Here is a 24,098-nt window from a genome sequence, read left to right as displayed (position 1 = left end):
CCCCGGTTAAGGTGGGCTTTGTAGACTGACCACTGCAAAGAACACCGCCATGCGACCAACGCACACCACCAGAACTCAACCAGCAGGGACCGCGGGTCCGGCCTCGGCCTGTCCTGAGCCTGACGAAGGGCCGGCCCGCAGGCGCAGCGCCCCCCCGGGGGGCAGAGGGCAACAGGTAGTGCGCGAACGTGGGGGCGCCACCTGATGCGTTTACTGCTGGTGGAAGACGACGCCATGATCGGCGAGGCCGTGCTGGCGGTGCTGCGGTCCGTCCACTACGCCGTGGACTGGGTGCGCGACGGCGCCATGGCCGACACCGCCCTGCGCAGCGAGCAGTACGACCTGGTGCTGCTGGACCTGGGCCTGCCCAAACGCGACGGGCTCGAGGTCTTGCGTTCCCTGCGCGCGCGGCGCGATACCACCCCGGTGCTGGTGGCCACCGCGCGTGATGCGGTCGGCGAGCGCATCGCCGGCCTGGATGCCGGTGCTGACGACTATGTGGTCAAACCCTATGACACCGACGAGCTGCTGGCGCGCATACGTGCCCTGATACGCCGCAGCGCGGGGCGGGCCGAGCCAGCGTTTGAACATCGCGGCGTGAGCCTGAACCCCGCCACCCATGAAGCCAGCCTGAACGGCCAGCCGGTGTCGCTCTCGGCGCGTGAGTGGGCGGTGCTCGAGCCCTTGCTGGCCCGGCCGGGCGCGGTGCTCTCACGGGCCCAGCTCGAGGAAAAACTCTTCAGCTGGAAGGACGACGTGAGCAGCAACGCGGTTGAGGTCTATATCCACGGCGTGCGCAAAAAACTCGGCAACGACATCATCCAGACCGTGCGCGGCCTCGGTTACCTGGTGCCCAAACAGTGACGCCTCCAGCACCTCAAGACACGCAGGGTGCGCCGGTTTCCCTGCCAGCAGGGGCCGCGGAACCGGCTTTGCCGGGCCGCAGGCGCAGCGCCCCCGAGGGGCTGGAGCCTGCGGCTCCAAACCTGCCTGCGCAGGGTTGGACAAGCGACAGAGGCGAAGCGTCCCGCGAGCCGCGGCCTGCAAGGCCTCGCGAAGGACACGCAGTGCCGGGCGTGGGGGCTCACTCCTTGAAGGCCAGATTGCTCTGGTTCGTGTTGGCAGCCATCCTGCTGGGCGCCGTGCTGCAGGCCGCCACCGCTTACCGCAGCGCGCTGCAACAGGCCGATGCTCTGTTCGACGACCATTTGCGTCAGGTGGCGCGTACGCTGCGCGGCGGCATCCCGCTGGGCGCCGCCCTGCCGGAGATCGAGGACGATGCGGGCTTTGACCTCTATGTGCAGATCTGGGGCCAGGATGGCACGCAGATCTTCCGCTCCACGCGGTCAGCGCTGCCGCCCCGCGCGGTGCTGGGGTTTTCCGACGTGGAGGCCCATGGCAAGCACTACCGCGTGTATTCGCTGCAGACGCCTTTCCAGACGGTGCAGATCGCGCAGGACCTGGACGCCCGCACCGCACGCGCGCGCGCCCTGGCGCTGCGCGCCGTGCTGCCTTTTGCGCTGCTGACGCCGCTGCTGATGCTGGCGGTGTGGTGGGTCATCAACCGGTCGCTGGCGCCCATCGAACGGACGCGGCGCCAGGTTGCGCAGCGGGAGGCCGACGATTTTTCGCCGCTGGCCGATGCGGGCCTGCCCGACGAAGTGCGGCCGCTGGTCGATGAACTCAACCTGCTGTTCGGCCGGGTGCGCCAGGCCTTTGACGCGCAGAAGAACTTTGTGGCCGATGCTGCGCATGAACTGCGCTCGCCGCTGACCGCGCTCAAGCTGCAGGCGCAGGCGCTGCGCCCGAACGGCCGGGCGGACCAGACCCCGGCCGAGCGCGAAGCCGGCATCGCCCGCCTGAACCAGGGCATAGACCGTGCCATCCGGCTGGTCGAGCAACTGCTGGTGCTGGCGCGCGAAGAGGCCGGTCCGGGCCCGGCAGCGCCGGGGGCGAATGTCCTGGTTGATCTGCAGGACGTGGTCAAGCTCGCGGTGGCTGACGTGCTGCCGCATGCCCGGCTCAAGCAGATCGATCTGGGCCTGACGGATGAGCATCTGGCCAGCGCGCAGGTCCTGGGCGAGCCTGAAGCGCTGCGTGTGCTGCTGCGCAACCTGCTGGACAACGCCGTCAAGTACACGCCTGCTGCGGGTCGCGTCGATGTGTCGCTCGAGCTGGCACAGGGCCGGCCGCTGCTGCGGGTGGAAGACAGCGGCCCGGGCATTGCGGCAGCAGACCGCGAGCGTGTCTTCGACCGCTTCTACCGCGCCAGCGGCGCAGCGTCCGAAACGGGCAGCGGCCTGGGCCTGGCGATCGTCCAGGCGATCACCGAGCGCCACGGCGCGACCTTGCAGCTGGCCCGATCCGAACGCCTCGGCGGATTGCAGGTGAGCGTGACCTTTCCGAAGTCACCTTCATCCATCTGAACCGACGCTATATATTTAATAGCTGCTTGCGGCCATTCCATAAGGGATGCAGGTCATTTTAATTACTGGATCCGGACTCGCAACGAACGAGCATGGGCTCCGTTCCCTTCAAGCAGGGGCCGCGGGTCCGGCTCCGCCGGCCCGCAGGCGCAGCGGCCCCCCCGGGGGCAGGGCGCTCACGCAGTGAGCAACCGTGGGGGCACCATTTAAGCCCCACCTAAGGCAGAGGCGCCATGCTGATGAGTACCGGCACCGCACTGTGTGCCCCCTTCAAGGAAATCCGCCATGACAACTGCAGCACTGAAAAACACCCGCCTCGTCGTTGCCCTGCTGGCCGCCGGCGCCATTGGCGGCGCTGGCGTCAGCGCATTCAACGCTGTCCACACGGCGTCCTATGCGGCGGCGACGCCGGCCATCGCCGCTGCGGCGCCCATCCAGGCCGTCGCACCGCCCGACTTCTCGCAGATCACCGAGCGTTACGGCCCGGCCGTGGTCAACATCAGCGTGACCGGAACCACCAAAGTCAGCAACGATTCCGCGTTCGCCCAGGGGGACGATGATGAGGGCACGCAGGGCGACCCTTTCTTCGAGTTCTTCCGGCGCTTTCAGCAAGGCCAGGGCCGGCCCGGCGGCCCGCAGCAGGAAATGCCCACGCGCGGCCAGGGCTCGGGCTTCATCGTCAGCGCCGACGGCATCATCCTGACCAACGCCCACGTGGTGCGCGGCGCGAAGGAAGTCACCGTCAAGCTGACCGACCGGCGCGAGTTCCGCGCCAAGGTGCTGGGCGCCGACCCCAAAACCGACGTGGCCGTGCTGAAAATCGACGCGGCCAACCTGCCGGTGGTGGCGCTGGGCAAAACCAGCGAGCTGAAAGTCGGCGAATGGGTGCTGGCGATCGGTTCGCCCTTCGGCTTTGAAAACACCGTGACCGCGGGCGTCGTCAGCGCCAAGGGCCGCTCACTGCCAGACGACAGCAGCGTCCCCTTCATCCAGACCGACGTGGCCATCAACCCCGGCAACTCGGGCGGCCCGCTGTTCAATGCGCGCGGCGAGGTGGTGGGCATCAACTCGCAGATCTACAGCCGCAGCGGCGGCTACCAGGGCGTGTCCTTTGCCATTCCCATCGACGTGGCGGGACGCATCAAGAACCAGATCGTCGCCACCGGCAAGGTCGAACACGCGCGTCTCGGTGTGGCGGTGCAGGAGGTCAACCAGGCCTTTGCCGACTCCTTCAAGCTCGACAAGCCCGAGGGCGCGCTGGTCTCCAGTGTTGAAAAGGGCGGGCCGGCCGACAAGGCAGGCCTGCAGTCGGGCGACGTGATCCGCAAGGTCAACGGCCAGCCCATCGTGTCGTCGGGCGACCTGCCGGCGGTGCTCGGCCTGGCGGCGCCCGGCGACAGCGCCAGGCTGGAGATCTGGCGCCAGGGCGCGGCCAGGGAGCTGACGGCACGGCTGGGCAGCGCCGACCAGAAGGTGGCACAGGCCGATGACCCGAAAACCAGTGCCGCGCAGGGCAAGCTGGGCCTGGCGCTGCGGCCGCTGCGGCCCGACGAGCAGCAGGAAGCCGGTGTCGAAAGCGGTCTGCTGGTGCAGCAGGCCAGCGGTCCCGCCGCGTTGGCCGGGGTTCAGGCCGGTGACGTGCTGGTGTCCGTCAACGGCACACCTGTGCGCAACATCGAGCAGGTGCGCGCCATGGTGGCGAAGTCCGGCAAGTCGGTCGCGCTGCTGATCCAGCGCGGCGACAGCAAGATTTTTGTGCCGCTGAATCTCGGCTGATACCGGGGCCTGCCGTATCGACAAAGCGGGCTTCGGCCCGCTTTTTTTATACCCGTTTTCGCCGCCTGCTGCGCCTTGTTACAAAGGCGACAGGCCCTGATCGGCTACGCTTTCCTCATCTGAGGGGAAAACGTGGCCTTATCCATCGCAAAAACAATCACTGCCCTGCTCGCCGCAGGCGTCTTGCAGGCCCAGGCGCTGCAGGTCACCAGCGTCTCGCCCCAGGGGGAAGTTGCACGGGTACGGCAGATTGCCGTCAAGTTCGATGACAGCGCCGTCAACTTCGGCGACCCCAAGGCGCCCGCCCCTGTCAGCCTGAGCTGCAGCGACGCGCAGACCACCAAAGGCTCGGGCCGCTGGATCAGCGACCGCCAATGGGCTTTTGAATTCGACAGCGATCTGCCGCCCGGCGTCAGCTGCACACTGCAGGGCATTCCCACCTTCCGCTCGCCCAAAGACCAGTCCATCAGCGGCAAGCTGTCCTGGAAGTTCAACACCGGCGGCCCTTTTGTGCAGAACCTGCGGCCCGGCACCTACCAGCGCATCGACGAAGAGCAGTACTTCGTGCTGCAGCTCAACGGCCCGGCCACGCTGGCCAGTGTCCGGGAGAACGTCTGGTGTTCGGTGGAAGGCCTGGGCGAGCGGGTACCCGTGAAACTGATTGAAGGCAAGGAACGGGAGGCACTGCTGACGTCGCAGAACCTGGACAAGGCCGCCGGGAAAGACCCCTTGAGCGTGGTGACGCTGGCCTGCAACCGGCGCCTCACACCCGCAAGCAAAATCCAGCTGGTGTACGGAAAAGGCGTGGCCACCCCGAGCGGCGTGGCCAACTCGGTGGAGCGGCGCTACAACTTCCAGGTACGCGAGCCGTTTTCTGCCAGCTTCAACTGCGAGCGCGAAAACGCGCAGTCGGCCTGTTTGCCGATTCGCCCCATGAGCCTGAACTTCAACGCGCCGGTGCCGCGAAAGCTGGCCGAGGCGATTCTCCTCAAATCCGTCAAGGGCGCGCTCAAGCCGGTGTTCGACACGGAAAGCGGCGACGGCGACAACGTCGTCAACGGTGTCAGCTTCAAGCCGCCTTTTGCAGAGCAGAGCGCCTTCACGCTCGAGCTTCCCAAGGACTTCAAGGACGCTTCCGGCCGCCCCCTGCGCAATAGCGACAACTTTCCGCTGAAGGTGGCGACCGGCGCCATGCCGCCGCTGGCCAAGTTCGCCGCCGCACCGTTCGGCATCGTCGAGCGTTTTGCCGAGCCCGGCGCCAAAGCGGGCGAGCCGGCGCTGCTGCCGGTGACGCTGCGCAATGTCGAAGCCGCGCTGCAAGTCAAGGGTCTGGCGCCGGGCAAGGTCAGCGACCTGCAGCCCAAAACCGATGCCGACATCATTGCCTGGTTCCGCAAGGTGGAGCACTACAACAACTACCAGGTGGGCCGCGACCAGGCCGGCCGGGACGTGAAGGGAACGCTGCCCAAGGCGCTTGACGCGCAGGGCAAAGCGTACGTGCAGTCGCGCATGCTCTCCTTGCTCAATGGCCAGCCCGGCGTGAAAACGCTGGACCTGCCCAAAGCGGCGAGCGGTGACCCGCGTCCCTTCGAGGTGATCGGCATCCCGCTCTCGCCCGGTTTTCACGTGGTCGAAATTGCCTCGCAAAAACTCGGCACGTCACTCCTCGACGAACGCCACGGTGACAGCCGGACCATGGTTGTGCGCACCTCGGCGCTGGTGACCAACCTCGGCGTGCATTTCAAGCTGGGGCGCGAAAACGCGCTGGCCTGGGTGACCACGCTGGACAAGGGCGCGCCGGTGGCCGGTGCCACGGTGCGGGTTTCCAGCTGCAAGGGCGAAGAACTCGCCAAGGCCGTGACCAACGCGCAAGGCATTGCCAATTTCAAGGGCCTGGCGTCCGAGGCGCCGCGCTGCGGCGGCGACGACTACCGCAACGCCTACTTTGTCAGTGCGCGCGTGCGCGGCGCCGGGCCGCCCCAAGCAAGCACAGCCCCCCCGGGGGGCAGCGCATTACGCGAAGCGAAAAGCGTGGGGGCTCAAGGAAGCACTGTTGACAGTGTCGAAGACATCAGCTTCACCTGGAGCGATTGGCACAAGGGCATCGAGCCCTGGCGCTTCAACGTGCCAACCAGCAGCGAGATCCGCCCGGACCAGCGTGCCCACACCATTTTCGACCGCACCCTGCTGCGCGCCGGTGAAACCGTGTCCATGAAACACCTGCTGCGCCTGGAGACCAGCCAGGGTTTTGGCCTGGCCGATGTCGTGCCGGACAAGCTGGTCGTCACCCACACCGGCAGCGGCCAGCAATACGTACAGCCGTTGGACTGGCGCAAGACCGCCACCGGCGGCCAGAGCGCCGAAAGCAGCTTTGCGATCCCGCCTGCAGCCAAACTCGGCGAATACCAGGTGGAGCTGCGCCAGGGAAGCCGCGCCACGCCCACCGGCGCCTTCCGTGTGGAGGAGTTCCGCCTGCCGGTGCTTGAGGGCCGCATCCAGCCCAGCGAGAAAAAAGCCCTGGTGAATGTCAAAGCCGTGCCCACCGATGTGCAGGTCAACTATGTCTCGGGTGGCGGCGCAGCCAACCTGCCGGTGCGCGTGTCCGCATTGCTGCGCAGCAAGACCCTGAGCTACAGCGACTACGAGGCCTTCAATTTCGCACCGCCGCGCGTGCAGCGCGCCGCCAGTGAAGGCGGTGAGGAAGAGGCCACGGCCCCGCAGGACCAGCGCGTGGTCGCCAACAAGCTGGCCCTGACCCTGGATCGCAACGGCGGCGGCAAAACCGGCATCACCGATCTGCCCGCCAGCAAACAACCGCAGGAGCTGTTGCTGGAAGCCAGCTACGCCGACCCGAATGGCGAGGTGCAGACGATTCGCAGCGTCACCACGCTGTGGCCGGCCGCCGTGGTGGCCGGCATCAAGACCGAAGGCTGGGTCTCCGCGAGCCAGAAGATCAGGTTCCAGGCGCTGGCCCTGGACCTGAGCGGCAAACCCGCGGCCGATGTGCCGCTGGAGGTCAGGGCCGTGGCGCGCATCGTCACCACCAGCCGCAAACGCATGGTGGGCGGTTTCTACACCTACGACAACAAGACCGACATCAAGGACCTCGGCAGCGTCTGCAGCGGCAAAAGCGACAACCGCGGCCTGCTGCTGTGCGAGGCCAGACTTGGCGAGCCGGGCGAGGTGGAACTGGTCGTGACCGCGAAAGACAAGGACGGCAACAGCATCCAGGCCGCCAGCTCGGTCTATGTCACCAAGCAGGGCGAGTTGTGGTTCGGCGGCGAAGACCACGACCGCATGGACGTGCTGCCGGAGAAGAAAAGTTACCAGCCCGGCGAGACCGCCAAATTCCAGGTGCGCATGCCTTTCCGTTTTGCCACCGCGCTGGTGGCCATCGAGCGTGAAGGCATCATCGAGACCCAGGTGGTGCAGCTCAATGGCCAGGATCCGACCGTCCAGCTCAAGGTCAAGGAGGGCTGGGGGCCGAATGTGTATGTCAGCGTGCTGGCCCTGCGCGGCCGCCTGCGCGAGGTGCCCTGGTACAGCTTTTTCACCTGGGGCTACAAGGCACCGCGTGAATGGTGGACCTCGTTCTGGTACGAGGGGCGCGAATACGTGGCGCCGACCGCGCTGGTGGACCTGAGCAAACCGGCCTTCCGCCTCGGGCTGGCGGAAATCCGCGTCGGCACGCAGGCCCACCAGCTGGCCGTGACAGTCCAGGCCGACAGGGAAAGCTACCCGGTGCGCGGCCAGGCCCAGGTCACCGTCACGGCGAAGCTGCCCAACGGCCAGCCGGCCGCCAATGCAGAGGTCGCCCTGGCCGCGGTGGACCAGGCGCTGCTGGAGCTGATGCCCAACACCAGCTGGGACCTGCTGGGTGCGATGCTGCAACGGCGCGCCTGGGGCGTGGAAACCTCGACCGCGCAAATGGAAATCATCGGCCGCCGGCACTATGGGCGCAAGGCCGTGCCGGCCGGTGGCGGCGGCGGGCGCAGCAACACGCGCGAGCTGCTGGACACCCTGCTGCTGTGGAACCCGAAACTGCAGCTCGATGCGAATGGTCAGGCCGTCGTCACCATACCGCTCAACGATGCGCTGACCACCTTCAAAATCGTCGCGGTCGCCGACAGTGGCACCGGCCTGTTCGGCACCGGGCAGACCAGCATCCGGGCCACGCAAGACCTGCAGATCATCAGCGGCCTGCCGCCGCTGGTGCGCGAGGACGACCAGTTCCGCGCACAGATCACCCTGCGCAACACCACCAAGGCAGACATGAAGGTGGAGGTGAGTCCGCGCGCCACCCTGCTCGATCTCAAACCGCAAACCGTCGAGATTCCTGCGGGCGAGGCGCGTGAGGTGGCCTGGATGGTGACGGCACCGGCGCAACTCGCGCTCACACGCGCGGAAGCCATCCTTTGGGAGATCGAAGCGAAGGACACGGTCAGCGGCGCGCGCGACGGCCTGAAAGCGCGCCAGCGCATCATCCCCGCCGTGCCGCTGACAGTGCAGCAGGCCACGCTGGTGCAGGTCGATGGGACCTTCACGCTCGACGTGAACCCGCCGGCCGACGCCCTCCCCGGCCGCGGGGGGCTGAAAATGTCGCTGCAGCCGAAACTCGCCGAAGGCCTGGACGGCGTGCGCGACTGGTGGGCCAACTACCCGTTCGCCTGCCTGGAGCAAAAGACCAGCAAGGCCGTCGGCCTGCGCGACGCCAAACTCTGGCAGACCGTGCTGGCGCAGTTGCCCGGCTACCTCGACAGCGACGGCCTGGCCAGTTATTTCCCGCCGCGTGACGGCGACGCTTCGCGCGGCAGCGATACGCTGACGGCCTACCTGCTGGCCGCCACGCACGAAGCCGCGGCCCTCAATCCGGCCTTCGCGATGCCGGACGACGCCCGCGCGCCCATGGAGCGCGGCCTGATTGCGTTTGTGGAAGGCCGCATCCAGCGCGAGTTCTGGAGCCCCCGCAAGGACCTGGACGTGCGCAAGCTGGCTGCCATCGAGGCGCTCTCGCGTTACGGCAAGGCGCAGGGCCGCATGCTGGGCAGCATCACGATTGCACCGAACCAGTGGCCTACCCACGCGGTGATTGACTGGTTCAACATCCTCAAACGTGTGAGCGACGTGCCGCAACGCGAGCAGCGGCTGGCGGAAGCGACCCAGGTGCTGAAATCGCGCCTGTCGTACCAGGGCACCAAGCTCACCTTCAGCACCGAGAAAGACGACTACTGGTGGTGGCTGATGGTCAATGGCGACGTCAACACCGCGCGCCTGATGCTGGCGGTGATGGACGACCCGGCCTGGAAGGACGACATGGGCAAGCTGGCCAATGGCTTCATAGGCCGCCAGCAAAAAGGCGCCTGGCACACCACCACCGCCAACCTCTGGGGCGGGCTGGCGCTGGACAGGTTCTCGGCGAAGTTTGAAGCGGCACCGGTGGCCGGTGTCACCAAAGCCGCTTTGGCTGCAGCGACAGCCAGTGTGGAATGGGCGAAAGTCGAACGCATCAAGCCCACCGACGCACTGGGCGCGCCCAACCAGAGCAGCTTCTTCGGGGCGCCCGCCTCGCCCGGGAATCTGCGGGGCAACAGCATGTTCCTGCCCTGGGGCACAACGACACCCGGCGGCAAGGACACGCTGACCGTGACTCAGCAAGGCACAGGCAAACCCTGGCTGACGCTGCAGTCGCTGGCGGCAATCCCCCTGAAAGCGCCGTTCAACGCCGGCTACCAGATCAGGAAAACCATCACACCGGTGGAGCAAGCCGTCACGGGCATCTACACCCGCGGCGACGTGGTGCGAATTTCGCTGGAAGTCAACGCCAGCGCCGACATGACCTGGGTGGTGATCAGCGACCCGGTGCCCGGCGGCGCCACCATTCTCGGCAGCGGCCTGGGCCGCGACTCGCAGATCGCCACCAGCGGCGAGAAAAAATCCGCTTCATCGGGTGGAAGCTGGCCGGCTTTCGAGGAACGCAGCTTCGAGGCCTTCCGCAGTTATTACGAGTACCTGCCCAAAGGCGTGGTGAAGATGGAATACACCGTGCGCCTGAACAACGTCGGCGACTTCGCCCTGCCGCCCAGCCGCGTCGAAGCCATGTATGCACCGGAGATGTTTGGCGAGACGCCGAATGCGCGGGTCAAGGTGGAAGCCGTCAAATAAATATGGCCCCCACGCTTGTCGCTTCACGTACTGCGCTACCCCCCGAGGGGGCTGATTTCCCTCGGGGCGGCCCGGCAGAAAATCGCATGCATCGTTGGCGGGTTCCCTTGCCTATTGCACGCCGTGTTTCGCTCGCTCTTTTTTTGATAGCTGCTTGCGCCCGTCCTGCCTGGGCTACAGCCACTTTTGATGAAGTAAAACGCGAATTCCGTCCGTCCGACACGCTGATCCTGGACCGCAGCGGTGAGGTGATCCAGCGCTTGCGCACCGACAACACGGTGCGGCGCGGCCAGTGGGTGGCGCTGCCGGACATTTCACCCGCCCTGCGCACGGCGCTGGTGCTCAGCGAGGACAAGCGTTTTTACGAACACAGCGGGGTGGACTGGCGCGCCGTCTCTGCCGCCGCCTGGGGCAATCTGTGGGCCACCAAAACGCGTGGTGCCTCCACGCTCAGCATGCAGCTGGCCGGCCTGCTCGACGAGGACTGGCGTGCAGCCGCAGGCGGGCGCAGCATCACGCAGAAAATCGGCCAGACGGTGTCGGCCCAGTTGCTGGAGCGCAGCTGGCGCAAGGACCAGATCCTGGAGGCTTACCTCAACCTCGTGCCTTTCCGTGGCGAACTCGTCGGCATTGATGCGCTGAGCCGCACGCTGTTCGGCAAGGCGGCGCACGGGCTGGACGAACGCGAGGCGGCGCTGGCAGCGGCGCTGGTGCGGGCACCGAATGCGAAAGCGGTGCAGGTCACGCAGCGCGCCTGCGGTGTGCTCAAAACCATGCAGGCCCCGGCGAAAGCCGATTGCGAGGGTCTGGACCTGTTCGCGGCGGCGGCCCTGCAACGCAAGTCATTCGACGCCACCGAGGGAGTAGCGCCGCATCTGGCGCGGAGACTGCTCTCCACCACCGTTCGCCCTGAGCCTGTCGAGGGGTTCGCAGCATCCAGGGTTTCGGGCGGCTCGGCCCGAACGGAGATACCGTCCACCCTGCGCGCGCCCCTGCAACGCTTTGCCGTGTCTACCTTGACCCAGCACCTGCGCGAGCTGCGCGGCCGTCATGTGGAAGACGGTGCCATCGTCGTGCTGGACAACGCGACCGGCGAGGTGCTGGCCTGGGTCGGTTCATCCGGCGAACTCAGCGGCGCGGCCGAAGTGGACGGGGTGCTGGCGCTGCGCCAGCCCGGCTCCACGCTCAAGCCCTTTCTGTATGCGCAGGCGCTGGCCGAAAAACGCATCACCGCGGCATCGCTGCTGGAAGATTCGTCCTCGCAAATCCCCACGGCCGGTGGCCTCTACATTCCCCAGAATTACGACCGCCAGTTCAAGGGCCTGGTATCGGCACGCACCGCGCTGGGCGCCTCCCTCAACGTGCCGGCAGTGCGCACACTCGTGATGGTCTCGCCCGATGCCTTTCACAAGCAGCTCAGGGCCGTGGGTTTGCCATTGAGGGAAACCGGCGACTACTACGGCTACAGCCTGGCGCTGGGCAGCAGCGAGGTCTCGCTGCTGGCGCTGGCCAACGCCTACCGCGCGCTGGCCAATGACGGGCGTTACAGCACTCCTTCTTTTTCCGCTCGCCCTGAGCTTGCCGAAGGGTCTGCCAGGAAGAAAAAGGCTTCGACAGGCCCCGCCCGAACGGGTTCTGTCCAGGCCCTGGACCCCGGCGCCGCCTTCATCGTCAGCGACATCCTGAGTGACCCGATGGCGCGCGCGCGCACCTTCGGCACCGACAGCGTGCTGGCCACACGTTTCTGGACGGCGGTGAAAACCGGCACCAGCAAGGACATGCGCGACAACTGGGCCATCGGCTACTCGCAGCGCTACACCGTCGGCGTCTGGGTGGGCAATGCCAGCGGGGCCCCCATGTGGGACGTCAGCGGCACCAGCGGCGCGGCACCGGTCTGGGCCGCACTGTTGAATTACCTGCACCGCACCGAGCCCAGCCGCGCCCCGGCGCCGCCGGCCGGCCTGGTGCAACGCCAGGTGACCTTTGCCGGCGCAGCGGGCGCGCCTGTGGAGGCGGCGCGCGGAGAATGGTTTCTGCGCGGCACGGAGCAGGCTCTTTTTGCTATTGATTCAGGAGCTGCCAGCGCATACCAGACAAGGGCTGGAGGTCAAAAAAGCTTTAAAAAGGGGGACGACACGGCGTCTGTCGCCGCTCGCATCACCGCGCCCACCAACGGCACCATCATCGCGCTGGACCCCGACATTCCGCCCAACCGTCAGCGCGTGAGCTTCAGCGCCCAGGGCGGCGAGCTGCGCTGGCTGATGGACGGCAAGCCGTTCGCCCGCGGCGCACAGGTGCAGTGGCTGCCCTGGCCGGGACGGCATGTGGTGCAGCTGGCCGATGCCGGCGGCAAGGTGCTCGATGAGATCCGGCTGGAGGTACGCGGCGCTGGCGTGCGCGACGCCCAGCCTGGCCGCGGCGCATCAAAATAATTTCATCGGGGCGCAAGCGTAATTCACGCCGGAAAACGGGCAGCCCGCTACCATGCAGGACATAACAGGAGACCGTATGCCCGTGATCACCACCATTGAAGACCTGCGCGTTCTGGCGAAAAAACGCGTGCCCCGCATGTTCTACGACTACGCCGACTCCGGCTCGTGGACAGAAAGCACCTACCGCGCCAATGAAAGCGACTTCCAGTCCATCAAGCTGCGCCAGCGCGTCGCGGTCAACATGGAAAACCGCAGCACGGCCACGCAGATGATCGGCCAGCCCGTGGCCATGCCGGTGGCGATTGCGCCTACCGGCCTGACCGGCATGCAGCATGCCGACGGCGAGATCCTGGGCGCACGTGCGGCGAAAAAGTTCGGCATTCCGTTCACGCTCTCAACCATGAGCATCTGCTCGATCGAGGACGTGGCGGCAGGAACTGATCGCCACCCCTTCTGGTTCCAGCTCTACGTCATGAAGGACCGCGACTTCATCGAGCGCCTGATAGACCGCGCCAAGGCCGCCAACTGTTCGGCGCTGGTGCTCACGCTGGACCTGCAGATCCTCGGCCAGCGTCACAAGGACCTCAAGAACGGCCTGAGCGCGCCGCCCAAACCGACACTGGCCACCATCCTGAACCTGATGACCAAGCCGCGCTGGGGCCTGGGCATGCTGGGCACCAAACGCCACGGCTTCGGCAACATCGTGGGCCATGTCAAGGGTGTCGAGAACATGGGTTCGCTTTCCGAGTGGACCGCCAAGCAGTTCGACCCGGGCCTGAACTGGGGCGACGTGGAATGGATCAAGAAGCGCTGGGGCGGCAAGCTGATCCTCAAGGGCATCCAGGACGTGGAGGACGCGAAACTCGCGGTCAACTCCGGCGCTGACGCACTCATCGTGTCCAACCATGGCGGGCGCCAGCTCGACGGCGCCGAGTCGTCGATACGCGCCCTGCCGCAGATCGTGGACACCGTCGGCAACCGGATCGAGGTCCACATGGACGGCGGCATCCGCAGCGGCCAGGACGTGCTCAAGGCGCGGGCACTGGGGGCCAAGGGCACCTACATCGGCCGCTCCTTCCTGTACGGCCTGGGCGCCATGGGAGAAGAAGGCGTGACCAAGGCGCTGCAGATCATCCACCGCGAGCTTGATTTGACGATGGCGTTTTGCGGCCACACCAACATCGAGACGGTAGACAAGGGCATCCTGCTTCCCGGAACCTATCCCGTGGCGGCGCCGTAGGAAGCGGCGATAAAGTCCTCGCCGATCACGCCGGCGGAAAGTTGTGTGGCTTCCAGGGCCAGCTGCTCGGCCCGGTTGATCACACCCAGGGCGTCGGTGCAGCTTCCGGCGATGCGGATCAGGCCCACCCCGATGGAGGGCTTGAAGACGTGCAGGTTATGCCCGGCACTCACCGACACGGGCTCGCGCAGCTCGCGGCACAAACGTGCCGCCAGCAGCTGGCTGCGCCGCGGGTCCTGCACCGCGGAAACCACGAGTACAAAACAGCGGGGATGGTACAGCCCCACCACGTTGCGAAACCCGACGATGCGCCGGATGCGCGCGAGCAGCACCACCAGAATCTGCTGGTCGACACCATGGCCTGCCACCCCGCCCAGCTGGTAGAGATTGGCGATGCTGATGGCCGCCACCACGCAGTCCCGGCCAACACGCGCGCTGCGCCACAACGCATCTTCCACATGGGGTAGCAGTCGGGAACCCAGTGTCATGTCAACACCCGAGGCGGGGTCTGCCAGGCTCCGCGCCACACGTTTGAGCTTGCGCTGTTCCCGATTGCGCTGCAGTGTCAGCGCAATCACGATCAGAAAGTAGCCGATGGTGCAGGCCACGGTCAACACCGCCATGCCCAGGCCGGTCGCCTCAAGAGCCTTCGAATACAGGCCACCCACCATGCCGGCCAGGCAAAGACAGGCCACCACCATCCAGCGTGCCAGCGCGTCGCCCAGAATGACACCGCGGGCCGCCACCATGGCCGCGCAAAGCACCGACAGGGCGTTCACCACCGCCGCAGCAGCAATCACCTGCGCCGGCGTCCAGACATCTTCCAGCAGGGCCATGATGGCCAGCACCACGGCCGCCCCCACCAGCGCAAAACTCCCGCCAGCCACAGTCCAGCGTATGAGGCGATCATCGCGCGCGGCACCAACCCAGACCCCAAGATAGGTCAGCGCCAGAGCGCCGCTCAGGGACCCGAACGATGCCTTGAGCGGCAGCAATATCTGTCCGCGCAATGCCGGCAGCAGCATTTCGGGCAGGCCGGACAGAAAGATCGACGAACCGCCTGTCAGCAGGATGAAAGCGAGTCCACGCGCCGCCGAGACAGAGCGGCTCGCGACCAGGTCGGCCGCCGCCACAAGGGACAGCAGCACGATGGCTCCGGCCATGGCTGACCAGAGCGCGAGCTCCGACGGCGTCACAGGATTCACGAGGTTTTACCCCTTCTTTCTGTCGGGTCCGGACGGATGGCTTGCCGGCGGCGGTCCACCGCCCATCAGGAGGAGGCCGCGCCGGACAAAATCCATTCTACAGTTTGTTACATTTGTTCGTCCAACCCGCTGACTCCTTCGTTTGCGAAGCTGGGCGGAAGGCGTCCGATGAAGCCGCTGACCGACCGGCAGAGGGCCTTCTTGGGGATTGCCCCCATGACAGTGCGTCTCAAAACAAATAAGCTCACTTACCAATTACTCCAGTGCTCCGCCACCCGTCTTTCATGAATTCCCCGCAGGAACCCGCCACCCACACCCCCCCGGTGCGTCGCTTCAAGGACCCGGACTATGTCGAGGTCGCCCCGACACTGGCCGCGCTGCGCCAGCGCATCGACTCGCTCGACGAGCAGATCGTCGGGCTGCTCGCGCAGCGCGCACTGTGTGTGCGTGACGCCACCCGCTTCAAACGCGACGCCTTCCAGGTGGCCGCACCGGCGCGCCAGGCTGAAGTCTTCGCGCGTGTGCGGGCCCTTGCCGCGCAGCATGAAGCCGCCTTCCCCGGACTGCCCGATATCATTGAGTCCACCTACCGCACCCTCGTCGCCGGCTACATCGCCGGCGAGGGCAATTTTTTTCACGACACGGAACTGATCACCCCATGAACACCCGCACAACCCCCCGTTTTCCGCTGACCCGCCTGCTGGCCCGCTGCGCCGTGGCGGCCACTGTGGCGCTTGCCACGGCAGGCGCCATGGCCCAGGCCTGGCCCAACAAGCCGATACGCATCGTGGTGCCCTACGGCGCAGGCTCGTCACCGGATGTGATCGCGCGCATCATGGCCGACAAGCTCTCGCCGCGCCTGGGCCAGCCGGTGATCATCGAAAACCGCGCCGGCGCCGGCGGCAACAATGGCACCGGCGCTGTCGCCAAGTCGGCAGGTGACGGCTACAACTTCGTCATCAGCACCAACGGCCCGCTGGTGTACAACACCGTGCTCTACAAGAAGCTGCCTTATGACCCGTTCACCGAGCTGCGCCCGGTGGTGCTGGCCGGCGGCCAGGCCAATGTGTGCGCTGTGCGTTCCGACTCGGGCATCACCACGCTCATGGAGCTGGTCGATGCCATGAAGAAAAACCCGGGCAAGTTCAACTTCTCTTCGACTGGCGTCGGCAGCCTGTCGCAGCTCGGTGTGGAGCTGCTCAAGGTCAAGACCGACACCTTCGCGGTCCACATTCCGTACGCCTCCTCGCCGCTGTCCATCCTGGCCATCCTGCAGGGCGATGTGCAGTTTGCCTGTGTGCCCGCGGTGGCGGTGATCCCCCAGGTCAAGGCGGGCAAGATGCGCGCACTGGCAGTTTCCACCGCCAAACGCAGCCAGCTCATGCCTGACATCCCGACCATGAAGGAAGCCGGCCTGCCCGAGATCGAAAACCTCGCCTGGATGGCCGTGATGGCCCCGGCCAGCACGCCAACCGACATCGTCCGGCGCATGAACCAGGAAATCAACGCCGTGCTCGCCATGCCGGAGGTCAAGGAAAAACTCCACGCCCAGTACATGGAACCCATTGGCGGCTCCGAGCAGGACCTGCAGAAGTTCATGCAGCAGGAATTGCGCGTGATGACCCCCATCATCAAGCGCACCGGCATCTCCGTCGAATAAGCGCCCCCATGATCGATCTGCGCGTCAGGCGCAGCGCAGCCAGCCTGGCGCAGGTCGAGGAAGCTCTCGCGGGCCTGGAAACACAGCCCGGCATGTATCTCGGCGTGGATGCCGGCATTCCCGCCCTGCATCCGCTGCAGGCCACCTTGCTGGTCGAGCCCGCGCTGGCGCTGCGTCTTTACGGCAACGGGCTGGACGTCGAGGTCCTCAATGGCTTTGGCCAGGCCCTGCTGGCGCAGCCCGCGCTGGCCAGCTGGCGCTCCCAGGTCGTGCGCGGTCCGCGGGCGTCGGGCATCCCGGCCCTGCGCGCTTTTCTGGCCTGTTTTGATCCCTCGCCCGATATTCTGCTTCTGGGCGCGCTGCCGTTTGCGGCCCACCTTCTGGCCGAACCCGGCAACGACGCGGGCGCGCTGGGCATGCTCTTTTTCGGCCAGCACCTGCTTCGGCGGGACGGTGCCGGCGCCTGGCATCACGTCGCCTTGAGCCTTCCGGGGCCCGTGTTGCCAGCGTCCACACCAACGGGCTCGCCCGCGGCACCCGCCCCCATCCAGACCACCCCCCGCCCTGTCGCCGCCGAACCCTGTGACGATTTTCCGGTGGGCGCTTATGCAGACATGGTGCGCGACGCGCTGGACTGCCTGCGCGAGCGTCCGCTGGTCTCCCTGACCCTGAGCCAGAGCTACCGGCGCCGTGTGCAGTTGCCGGCCGTGACGGCGTTCGGGCGCCTGCGCGAAGCCAATCCCGCACCTGCCAGCTTTTTTGTCAACGACGGTTCGGGGCTGCGCCTGTTCGGCGCCTCGCCCGACCTGCAACTCGTCGTGACCGGCCGCAGCATCCAGACCCTGCCCGTGTGCGGCACCGTGGCACGCCGGCCCGGCGCCATGGGTGAAGCCGAATCGCTGCGCGAGCTGCTCAATGAGGAGGTGGACGCCGCGTCGCTGGCCGTCTGCACCGACGCGCTGCGCAATGACCTGGCACCCTTGTGCGAGCCCGGTTCGCTGCGCCTGCTGGACCGGCGCCGACCGATGTCGCTGGCGACCGTGGTGCATGCGGTGGACCGGCTCGAAGGGCGGCTGCGCGACGGCGTCGATGCGTGGGATGCCATGGTGGCCACGGCAGCGCCGGTGATGGTCACCGGCACCCCGCGGGCCGAAGCGTTGCGGGCCATCGCGGAGCTCGAGGCCAGCCCGCGCGGCTGGTACGGCGGCCTGATGGTGCAGGTGGCATCCAACGGCGATGCGCTCGCCGGCACCATCCTGCGCGCCGCCGCGGTCCGGGGCGACGTGGCTGAAGTGCGCACCGGCGGTGACCTGATGGCCGACTCGTCGCCGGAACGCGAAGAGCAGGAGTCCCGCCTCAAGACACTCTCGCTCTGGCGCGCATTCGGGCTGGAACCTGCAGCCACGCGCAGCGCTGCACAGCCGGGCATCGCCCTGCCCGCTGCCGTTCACCTGATGAATGCTGGCGACCCCTTTGGCAATGCCATGCGCGACTGCCTGCTGGGCCTCGGCCTGGATCTCACGCCGCAGGCGCCCTGTGGCCTGCTCGTCGGAGCAGGTGAACCGGCGGCTTGTCCGGAGCAGCACCTGGTCGCGGTTGGCGATGCAGCCTTGCGCCTGCTTGGCACCTCCGGCTGGACCGTGTTGCTCGGCCGGCCAGAGCATGGCCGCACGCTGCTGTGCACCACCACCGCCGCAGCGCCGTGGTACAGCGACAGCCCTTTTGCTGCGGCGCGTTATGCCAGCGCCGCGCTGCAGACCGGCGAGCCGCCAGCCGGCTGGCAGGCCTGGGCACTGGACGGGCAGGGGCAGCCCGTGGCCCTGGCCCACGCCGGCCGCCGCCTGGTCTGCCTGTTGTTCCGCCCCGACTCCATGCTGTCGAGCCCGCAGGCGCTGCAGCTGCTGCGTGCGGCCCTGGCTTTTGCGGCCGAGCCCCTCGCGACCGGCTGATCAACGCTATGTTTGCCGGGTGAGCGCCCCCCTCCCGCCCAACCCTTCCAGCGCGTCGAAAATCCGCCGCATTGCGCACCTCGACATGGATGCATTTTTTGCGTCCATCGAGCTGCTGCGTTACCCGCAACTCAAGGGCCTGCCGGTGGTCATAGGCGGGGGCCGGCGCAAGGTGGACGAGGCACTGATGGCAGCGCAGGGCGAACGGGCATTGCGCTTCATCCCGGTCGCCGATTTCCCGCTGCTCGAGGACTATGTGGGCCGCGGCGTCATCACCACCGCAACCTATGCCGCGCGCCAGTTCGGGGTAGGCTCGGCCATGGGCATGATGAAGGCCGCCAAACTCTGCCCGCAGGCCATCGTGCTGCCGGTGGATTTTGACGAGGTGCGCAAGTATTCGCGGCTGTTCAAGAGCACCATCACCGAGATCGCGCCGCTGATGGAAGACCGCGGCGTCGATGAGGTCTACATCGACTTCACCGACGTGCCCGGCGGCCAGCGTGAGGGCGGCCGCGTGCTGGCGCGCCTGATCCAGAAAGAGATTTTCGAAAAAACCGGCCTGACCTGCTCGGTCGGCGTGGCGCCCAACAAACTGCTCGCCAAGATGGCCAGCGAGTTCAACAAGCCCAAAGGCATCTCGATTGTTTACGAGGCCGACCTGCAGGAAAAAATCTGGCCGCTCCATGTGCGCAAGATCAACGGCATCGGCCCCAAGTCCGGTGAAAAGCTGGCGGCACTGGCCATTCACACCATTGGAGAGCTGGCGGCCCGGGAACCGGCCTTCCTGATCCGGCATTTTGGCAAGGCCACCGGCGCCTGGATGCACGAAGCCGCCTGGGGCCGCGACGAGCGGCCAGTGGTCACCGAAAGCGAGCCGGTGTCCATCAGCCGCGAAACCACCTTCGAGCGCGACCTGCATGCGGTGCGCGACCGGGCAGCGCTGGGCGCCATCTTCACCAGCCTGTGCGAGAAGCTGGCCGACGACTTGCAGCGCAAGGGTTACGTCGCCAAAACCATAGGCATCAAGCTGCGTTACGACGACTTCAGGATTGCGACGCGCGACCAGACCATTGCCTACTTCACGGCAGACCCCCAGACCCTGCGCCGGGTCGGCGGCCAATGCCTCAAACGCGTCCCCCTGGTTCGCCCGCTGCGCCTGCTGGGGGTACGCGCCGGCGCCCTGGCCAAGCTCGGCAGCCCCGAAGTTTTAGCATCCAATCAGGCGCCAGCCCTTGACGGACGAGCGAAAGCAGCTCCTGATTCGATAGCAAACAGCACGGCCTCGCTGTTCTGAGAGCAAGCGCTCCCGTCTACTGGCCGCCAGGCACGCCGCCTTGCCACTGCGGCCAGTTGCGCACGATGTGATCGACCACCCGGGAGCCCACCGCGGCGATGTTGTCCACGGTCTCGGCAAAGCCGCCGGCGGTTTCGCCCGGCGCCGGATCCAGATGCTGCAGCGTCGTCTCACCAGGGCTGCCCTGGTCGAAGTTGACCGCACCGCGCAAACTCATCACGCGATCCGTGCCGTGCGTACGCTTGATCACCAGCGCCAGCGCGGCGGCTTCCATCTCGGTGATGGTGTAGTCGTCGGCGCCGTAAAGCCTGGCGATGTACTGCGCCTGTTTCGACATGCCGGGGCCGTGGAAAAAAGTGTCCCCCGTCATGTGTGTGCCGGTGCTGACGGCAGGCGCACTGCGGGCCGCCTTGTCGGGATAACGCTGGCGGTACTTGCGGGCGCCTTCCGAGTCCTTGAGCGGCATGTCGGCCGTCAGATTCATGGCCCAGCTGAGCAGCGCCGGGTTGAGCTGGAAGCGGCGGTAAGCCTCGTACCCCTTGCGCGGCATGAAGGTCGGCTCACCCGCCTTGTTTTCCTCGGGCGCCCAGCGGTGGCCGAGGTCATAGTCCACCAGCCAGGTGGCCCAGCTCACGTCGCCGATGGTGCCGCGCGATGGCGGCGTTCCGGCCACGCCCGACAGCACGTAGTAGGCCTTGGAAAAATCAAAGGCCGGGTTCAGCAAAATCGCCTGCATCGACGCCGACGAGTTGACCTTGCCCATGCCCAGCACCGCGCCGCAGACACCGTCGGTGTTGCAATAAACGGGATTGAGCGCACCCGTCACCGCGACAGGCGTGGCGCCCATCCAGTAACGCTCATACCAGTGCTGAAACTCGCCGGCACGGTCGCCGGTGTTCTGCCCGATCTCGAACATCGCCGCCACGAAGACCTTCACCTGAACCGGCGGGGCCACACGGGCCCCGGGCACCGAGGCACAGCCCGCGACCACGGCCGCCAGCGCACACAACGCCATCCATCGGGCCGCTTTCCAACAACGAGGAAACATGCTTTTTCTCCATCACATCACAGACATCACAGACATCACAGGCCACGCCCGCGCAAGCCACTGCAGGCCATCACCGTCCCTTGATGTCGATTGTCCTCCAGGGCGGCCCGGTACACCGGGCGATGGACGCCGCATGCGGGCGCCAGAACACGGCACCGGGCGGAAAGCCCGCACAGCCTACCGGAGTGTGGCCAGGTAAGCAATCAGGTCGGCGCGCTCCTGCGCGTCGTCCACCTGAAAGCCCATGCGCTGGCCGGCCACCAGGTCTTCCGGGTCCTGCAGCCAGGTGTTGAGTGTCTGCGGCGTCCAGCGCAAGCGCGACTGCGCGAGTTCGTCCGAATACCGGTACCCCGGCAGGCTGCCCACGCGGCGACCCATCACGCCGCGGTGCGCCGGTCCCACCTTGTTGCTGTCCACCGCGTGGCAGGCGGTGCAACGTGCCTCGTACAACACCTGGCCGCGCGACACGTCACCGGGTGGCGGCGTTCGCCATTCGCGCGGGGCCGCGCCGCCTTGGGCCAGCGCCGGACCGGCCAGCAACACGGTGACGGCCGCACCCGCCAGGCAGGTGCCAAGCCGGCCCGGCCACATCAACAAGCGTGCATGCATGAAGTTCATGGCGGGGTTACGCAGGAGACGGGCTGCCGGATTCGGCAGCCCGCCCAACGAAGCCGGAAATAGTTGAATCCAGCGCGCGGGCAGCGCCGTATCCAAGCTGCATACAACTATTTACATTTTTTCACCCACGGCCATGTGCCGACTCAGGAGACCTGACCATGACATTCGCTCCCTCCCTGCTGGCCGCCTGCGCTGCCATGTTCTGCGCCGGCGCCAGCCTGAGCGCCCATGCCGACACCGGCAAGCTGTTGCTGACCGGCGGCGTCAGCAGCGTTGACGGCGCAGCCGGCGGCGGCCTCACCCCCTGGGCCGTGATAGGCAGCAACGCCACCGAGGGCGAGGTCGGCGGCACGGCTTTTGTCACCACCGCCGGAACCAGGGACTACGGCCTGAATATTGTGGGCGCCTCGGTCGGCATCAACGACCGCTATGAACTGTCGGTCGCCCAGCAGGATTTCAACACCCGCATCACCGGCACCGCGCTGGGCCTGCCCGGTCTGCACCTGAAACAGACCATCGTGGGTGCCAAGGTTCGCGTGCTCGGCGACGCCGTGCTCGACGCCGACACCCTGATGCCGCAAGTGGCGGTCGGTGTGCAGTACAAAACGCTGGGCTCCACCGGGCTGGACGGCACGCTGAAGGCGCTGGGCGCCAAACGCGAAGGGGTAGACCTGTATGTCAGCGCCACCAAGCTGTTCCTGGGCCAGAGCCTGCTGGTCAACGGCACGCTGCGTGCCACCAAGGCCAACCAGAACGGCCTGCTCGGCTACGGCGCCACACTGGGCGGCGGCAACAACAGTTACAGCTTGCAGCCGGAGTTTTCGGTGGCCTACCTTCTCACCAAAAACATCGCGGTCGGCGCCGAATACCGTTTCATGCGCAACAAGCTGGAGACCGCCGGACGCGCGGCCGGCCTGGGCAACGGCCTGCGCTCGGAGGACTGGAAAGACATTTTCATCGCCTGGGCGCCAAACAAGAACGTCTCCGTCACGCTGGCCTATGTGGACCTGGGCGTGATTGTTCCGGCCACCACCGCCAGCCGCAAGCAAACCGGCTACTACCTGTCGGCCCAGCTGGCTTTCTGAACCCCTTCCGCACCGCCCCACCTGTTGACAAGGAATCGCCATGAACAAAACCCTGATCTCTCTCGCCCTCGCAGCCGCCAGCGTCCTGGCAGCCGGCACGTCGTTCGCCCAAACCGCCCCGCAGGTCGACCAGCTCTACAAGGCCTTCGGCGAAAAAGCCGGACTGGTCACCCTGATGGACGACTTCATGGTGCGCCTGCTGGCTGACCCACGTACCGGCCCGCACTTCAAGCCGGCCAACCAGCAGCGTGTCAAGGAGCAGCTGGTGGACCAGCTGTGCGCATTGTCCGGCGGCCCCTGCGTCTACAAGGGCGCCGACATGAAAAGCGCCCACGCCAACCTGGACATCAAGAAGTCCGACTTCCATGCCCTGGTCGAGGTGTTGCAGCAAAGCATGGACGCCAAAGGCATTCCCTTTCGCACCCAGAACCAGATGCTTGCGTTGCTCGCCCCGATGCACCGCGACACCATCACCGTGCGCTGAACCACCCTACCGACACCCCAAGGATCCGCTGCCATGAAAAAAACCCTGCTCACCCTCGCACTGGCCGCCCTCTCGGGCTGGGCCACAGCCGGAAACCTGCAAGTCCTGGTGCTGGACAAGGAAGGCAAACCCGTGGCCGATGCCGTGGTGATCGTCGTGCCCGCCAACAAGGGCGACCCGAAGGCGCCGCTGCCGCTGCAGGTGACCATCAACCAGGAAAAGATGCGCTTCATCCCGGCCGTCAGCGTGGTTGGAGTCGGTGCCCGGGCGAAATTCGTCAACAACGACCCGTGGGAGCACCACGTGCGCGGCTCTGCTGCCGGATTTGCGCAATTCAACGCCGCAGCTGGCAGCGGCTTCGAGTTGCGACTGGACGGCAAGGCCGACGGCAAAACAGGAAAGTCAGCCGAAGCCGTGTTTGAAAAAACCGGCGCCGTGCTGCTGGGCTGCCACATCCACGGCTCCATGCGTGGCCATGTCTATGTCAGCGACTCGCCGTGGACCGTCTTGACCGGTGCCGACGGCATCGCCAATGTGGAACAGGTTCCCGACGGCACGGCGCAGGTCAAGGTCTGGCACGCCGATCAGCTGATTGACGTCGCCCCGCAGCAGGCCACCGTGAGCGCCGCACCCGCCAAGGCCACGATGCAGCTGAGTGTGGTGCCGCGCCGGCGCAGGATCTAGCCCGGGGGGAAAGCGGCTCGCCGCTCTTTGCCGCG

Annotated in this window: 16 protein-coding genes; 13 read left to right on the top strand and 3 right to left on the bottom strand. The window is 66.6% G+C overall.

What is annotated here, in order from left to right:
* Window positions 1-204 precede the first annotated feature (204 nt).
* The 6 genes from PSV33_RS04270 (at window position 205) to PSV33_RS04245 (ending at window position 14,036) form a co-directional block, all read left to right on the top strand.
* Window positions 205-864, top strand: a complete 660-nt coding sequence (locus PSV33_RS04270) for a response regulator (protein WP_300559098.1) — start codon at window positions 205-207, stop codon at window positions 862-864.
* A gap of 251 nt (window positions 865-1,115) precedes the next feature.
* Window positions 1,116-2,426, top strand: a complete 1,311-nt coding sequence (locus PSV33_RS04265) for an ATP-binding protein (RefSeq protein ID WP_300559095.1) — start codon at window positions 1,116-1,118, stop codon at window positions 2,424-2,426.
* Window positions 2,427-2,711: 285 nt separating this feature from the next.
* Window positions 2,712-4,202, top strand: a complete 1,491-nt coding sequence (locus PSV33_RS04260) for a DegQ family serine endoprotease (protein WP_300559092.1) — start codon at window positions 2,712-2,714, stop codon at window positions 4,200-4,202.
* A gap of 132 nt (window positions 4,203-4,334) precedes the next feature.
* On the top strand, window positions 4,335-10,364 hold the full coding sequence (locus PSV33_RS04255) for an MG2 domain-containing protein (protein WP_300559089.1): 6,030 nt from the start codon (window positions 4,335-4,337) through the stop codon (window positions 10,362-10,364).
* Between the two features lie 86 nt (window positions 10,365-10,450).
* On the top strand, window positions 10,451-12,796 hold the full coding sequence (gene pbpC / locus PSV33_RS04250; protein WP_300559087.1) for a penicillin-binding protein 1C: 2,346 nt from the start codon (window positions 10,451-10,453) through the stop codon (window positions 12,794-12,796).
* 76 nt (window positions 12,797-12,872) lie between these two features.
* A complete protein-coding gene (locus PSV33_RS04245) occupies window positions 12,873-14,036 on the top strand; it encodes an alpha-hydroxy acid oxidase (RefSeq protein WP_300559085.1) in 1,164 nt (387 codons plus the stop codon).
* On the opposite strand, the gene PSV33_RS04240 is transcribed toward PSV33_RS04245, so the two are convergent.
* Complete coding sequence (locus PSV33_RS04240) at window positions 14,015-15,241, bottom strand: GGDEF domain-containing protein (RefSeq protein ID WP_300559082.1); 1,227 nt, start codon at window positions 15,239-15,241, stop codon at window positions 14,015-14,017. The two genes, PSV33_RS04245 and PSV33_RS04240, sit on opposite strands and share 22 nt — an antisense overlap.
* 284 nt (window positions 15,242-15,525) lie before the next feature.
* Between PSV33_RS04240 and PSV33_RS04235 the strand changes: the two genes are divergently transcribed.
* The 4 genes from PSV33_RS04235 (at window position 15,526) to PSV33_RS04220 (ending at window position 20,144) form a co-directional block, all read left to right on the top strand.
* Window positions 15,526-15,903: a chorismate mutase gene (locus tag PSV33_RS04235; RefSeq protein WP_300559079.1), complete on the top strand. Its 378-nt coding sequence runs from the start codon at window positions 15,526-15,528 to the stop codon at window positions 15,901-15,903.
* Window positions 15,900-16,901 (top strand): tripartite tricarboxylate transporter substrate binding protein, encoded by a 1,002-nt coding sequence (locus tag PSV33_RS04230; RefSeq protein WP_300559076.1) that lies wholly within the window; start codon window positions 15,900-15,902, stop codon window positions 16,899-16,901. The genes PSV33_RS04235 and PSV33_RS04230 overlap by 4 nt, the downstream gene beginning before the upstream one ends.
* Before the next feature lie 8 nt (window positions 16,902-16,909).
* Window positions 16,910-18,850, top strand: a complete 1,941-nt coding sequence (locus PSV33_RS04225) for a chorismate-binding protein (protein ID WP_300559072.1) — start codon at window positions 16,910-16,912, stop codon at window positions 18,848-18,850.
* 85 nt (window positions 18,851-18,935) lie between these two features.
* Window positions 18,936-20,144 carry a DNA polymerase IV gene (locus PSV33_RS04220; protein ID WP_300559125.1) on the top strand — a complete coding sequence of 403 codons (1,209 nt, stop codon included), beginning with the start codon at window positions 18,936-18,938 and terminating at the stop codon, window positions 20,142-20,144.
* 16 nt (window positions 20,145-20,160) lie between these two features.
* Here the strand turns inward: PSV33_RS04220 and PSV33_RS04215 are convergent, their stop codons facing one another.
* Together PSV33_RS04215 and PSV33_RS04210 are read right to left on the bottom strand one after the other, a co-directional pair.
* Window positions 20,161-21,192 carry a purine nucleoside permease gene (locus tag PSV33_RS04215; RefSeq protein WP_300559069.1) on the bottom strand — a complete coding sequence of 344 codons (1,032 nt, stop codon included), beginning with the start codon at window positions 21,190-21,192 and terminating at the stop codon, window positions 20,161-20,163.
* 177 nt (window positions 21,193-21,369) lie between these two features.
* A complete protein-coding gene (locus PSV33_RS04210; protein WP_300559066.1) occupies window positions 21,370-21,810 on the bottom strand; it encodes a c-type cytochrome in 441 nt (146 codons plus the stop codon).
* Window positions 21,811-22,007: 197 nt separating this feature from the next.
* Between PSV33_RS04210 and PSV33_RS04205 the strand changes: the two genes are divergently transcribed.
* Genes PSV33_RS04205 through PSV33_RS04195 form a run of 3 tightly spaced genes read left to right on the top strand, consistent with a single transcriptional unit; the run spans window position 22,008 to window position 24,063 of the window.
* Entirely contained in the window at window positions 22,008-22,895 is an 888-nt protein-coding gene (locus PSV33_RS04205; protein WP_300559122.1) for a DUF3034 family protein, read from the top strand.
* A gap of 40 nt (window positions 22,896-22,935) precedes the next feature.
* Window positions 22,936-23,379, top strand: a complete 444-nt coding sequence (locus PSV33_RS04200) for a group 1 truncated hemoglobin (RefSeq protein WP_300559063.1) — start codon at window positions 22,936-22,938, stop codon at window positions 23,377-23,379.
* A 33-nt stretch (window positions 23,380-23,412) separates the two neighbouring features.
* On the top strand, window positions 23,413-24,063 hold the full coding sequence (locus PSV33_RS04195) for a plastocyanin (RefSeq protein WP_300559060.1): 651 nt from the start codon (window positions 23,413-23,415) through the stop codon (window positions 24,061-24,063).
* Window positions 24,064-24,098 lie beyond the last annotated feature (35 nt).

It is taken from the genome of Polaromonas sp., assembly GCF_029945895.1.
Classification (GTDB): domain Bacteria; phylum Pseudomonadota; class Gammaproteobacteria; order Burkholderiales; family Burkholderiaceae_C; genus Polaromonas.
The sequence above is the reverse complement of the archived record's forward strand: the minus strand, read 5'-3'. Positions and strand labels throughout refer to the sequence as shown.

Excerpts from the sequence above, each read along its gene's own strand:
- PSV33_RS04270 (WP_300559098.1), top strand. The coding sequence starts at position 205 with ATGCGTTTACTGCTGGTGGAAGACGACGCCATGATCGGCGAGGCCGTG.
- PSV33_RS04260 (WP_300559092.1), top strand. The coding sequence starts at position 2,712 with ATGACAACTGCAGCACTGAAAAACACCCGCCTCGTCGTTGCCCTGCTG.
- pbpC (WP_300559087.1), top strand. The coding sequence starts at position 10,451 with ATGCATCGTTGGCGGGTTCCCTTGCCTATTGCACGCCGTGTTTCGCTC.
- PSV33_RS04245 (WP_300559085.1), top strand. The coding sequence starts at position 12,873 with ATGCCCGTGATCACCACCATTGAAGACCTGCGCGTTCTGGCGAAAAAA.
- PSV33_RS04235 (WP_300559079.1), top strand. The coding sequence starts at position 15,526 with ATGAATTCCCCGCAGGAACCCGCCACCCACACCCCCCCGGTGCGTCGC.
- PSV33_RS04230 (WP_300559076.1), top strand. The coding sequence starts at position 15,900 with ATGAACACCCGCACAACCCCCCGTTTTCCGCTGACCCGCCTGCTGGCC.
- PSV33_RS04225 (WP_300559072.1), top strand. The coding sequence starts at position 16,910 with ATGATCGATCTGCGCGTCAGGCGCAGCGCAGCCAGCCTGGCGCAGGTC.
- PSV33_RS04220 (WP_300559125.1), top strand. The coding sequence starts at position 18,936 with ATGGATGCATTTTTTGCGTCCATCGAGCTGCTGCGTTACCCGCAACTC.
- PSV33_RS04215 (WP_300559069.1), bottom strand. The coding sequence starts at position 21,192 with ATGTTTCCTCGTTGTTGGAAAGCGGCCCGATGGATGGCGTTGTGTGCG.
- PSV33_RS04210 (WP_300559066.1), bottom strand. The coding sequence starts at position 21,810 with ATGAACTTCATGCATGCACGCTTGTTGATGTGGCCGGGCCGGCTTGGC.
- PSV33_RS04205 (WP_300559122.1), top strand. The coding sequence starts at position 22,008 with ATGTTCTGCGCCGGCGCCAGCCTGAGCGCCCATGCCGACACCGGCAAG.
- PSV33_RS04200 (WP_300559063.1), top strand. The coding sequence starts at position 22,936 with ATGAACAAAACCCTGATCTCTCTCGCCCTCGCAGCCGCCAGCGTCCTG.
- PSV33_RS04195 (WP_300559060.1), top strand. The coding sequence starts at position 23,413 with ATGAAAAAAACCCTGCTCACCCTCGCACTGGCCGCCCTCTCGGGCTGG.